We start from the raw sequence: 1,421 nt of genomic DNA, 5'->3' as shown, positions 1-1,421 counted from the left end.
AAAGTAGTGGCTATTACACAATATTCTTAAAAATCCTGTAATGTTACAGCGCTTGAATGAGCTTGATGCACTTCCTGAAGATGATAAAAGATGTATTCTTTATACTCTTGATGGTTTGTTGAGAGATGCTAAAACTAGATTAGCTTATAAATAAAAGAAAAAGCCACTCAATGAGTGGCTTAAAAATTTTATTTTTCTAATAAAGAAATTATTGCTTTATCAAATTCTTTTTTCTTCTCTATAGGAACGTTTAAATAGCCTATATTAATAATTCCGTTATATTTATTTTTCCAATAAAGGTTATTTTTATCAATACCCTCTAATGTAATTGTATCGTTAGTTAAAAAGGCAAGCATGGCTTTATCATATAATTTTTCATCATTTTTTATGTTTTCATAATTACGAGAAGTATTGCCTTTTTCATTACTAATATATAGAATAGAATTGTCAGAATATACGAACTCTTTCTGCTTCCATTCATTGCCTCCTTGAATTTTCTTTACTTCAAATCCTTCTTTAATACTTACTTTATATGTATAATTTTTCTTTAAAGTATTACTAAAACCAGTATATTTAATAGCTTGATAGCCTTTCTTAGTTGAACAAGAAAAAATCATTATTATTAATAAACAATATATATATTTCATTTCTTAAGGTTTATACCAAAGGGGTTTTACATTTTGATTGGAGTTATTTAACATAGAAGGACCATAACTAGTTTTCATGCCATTTATATCAAATGTAGTTTGATAATGAGTTCTTAAGGGAAGATTTAATTGTCCTCTTAAGTTGTTCTCTCTAAATACCGCTTGGTACTCATCTCTTTTAACTCCATTTTCTCTTCTATCATCTAACATTCCTCTGTTGGAATCTAATGCGTGGAACATTTCGTGAGATAAATCTATTGTCGCATTCGTTTTCATACCTGCTGTTGTAGGTATACTTCCCCCAGAAGGATCCCAAGTTACTGCACCTCCTGAACCACCAGTCATATCAATTCCCATTTTTGTTAAAGCATCAAAAGAATTTTTTGCCGATGGGTCAGTAGCTAATTGATTTGCGTACCCTTTGTATCTATCCGTTTCATTAAACTCACTTGCTCCTTTTGAAATTGTAAATTCGTTTTTAGAAGATTGTAATTCTTGAATCATTGCTGAACCTTCTGCACTTTTTGAAATTTGACCTAAAGCATCAACAGTCTTCTGTGTGAATTTATCTACTTTACCAGTATAAGCAGAACCGTCTTTATTGAAAAGATTACCGTTTTCGTATTTTAATTGTTGTTTATTGTTACCTATGATAATAATATCTTCAGGAGCCATTCCCGTTGGGTCTATTAATCTCAACGGATTGTTCATCACAAAACAGTACGGCGACCAATTCGGAAACTTCTCGGCTAGTGGGTCAATACTTAAAAAATA

2 protein-coding genes are annotated in these 1,421 nt (G+C 30.6%); both read right to left on the bottom strand.

The window, feature by feature from the left end:
* Positions 1 to 188 precede the first annotated feature (188 nt).
* Positions 189 to 647: a hypothetical protein gene (locus B0A78_RS13535; RefSeq protein ID WP_123906913.1), complete on the bottom strand. Its 459-nt coding sequence runs from the start codon at positions 645 to 647 to the stop codon at positions 189 to 191.
* A 3-nt stretch (positions 648 to 650) separates the two neighbouring features.
* Positions 651 to 1,421, bottom strand: a 771-nt coding sequence (locus tag B0A78_RS14595; protein ID WP_249030965.1) for a M91 family zinc metallopeptidase, incomplete at its 5' end; no start/stop codon positions are given.

The sequence above is a fragment of the Flavobacterium columnare NBRC 100251 = ATCC 23463 genome, from assembly GCF_002530675.1.
Classification (GTDB): domain Bacteria; phylum Bacteroidota; class Bacteroidia; order Flavobacteriales; family Flavobacteriaceae; genus Flavobacterium; species Flavobacterium columnare.
This window is presented reverse-complemented; position numbering and strand designations above follow the sequence as displayed.

Coding starts and splice junctions, on each gene's coding strand:
- B0A78_RS13535 (WP_123906913.1), bottom strand. CDS start 647: ATGAAATATATATATTGTTTATTAATAATAATGATTTTTTCTTGTTCA.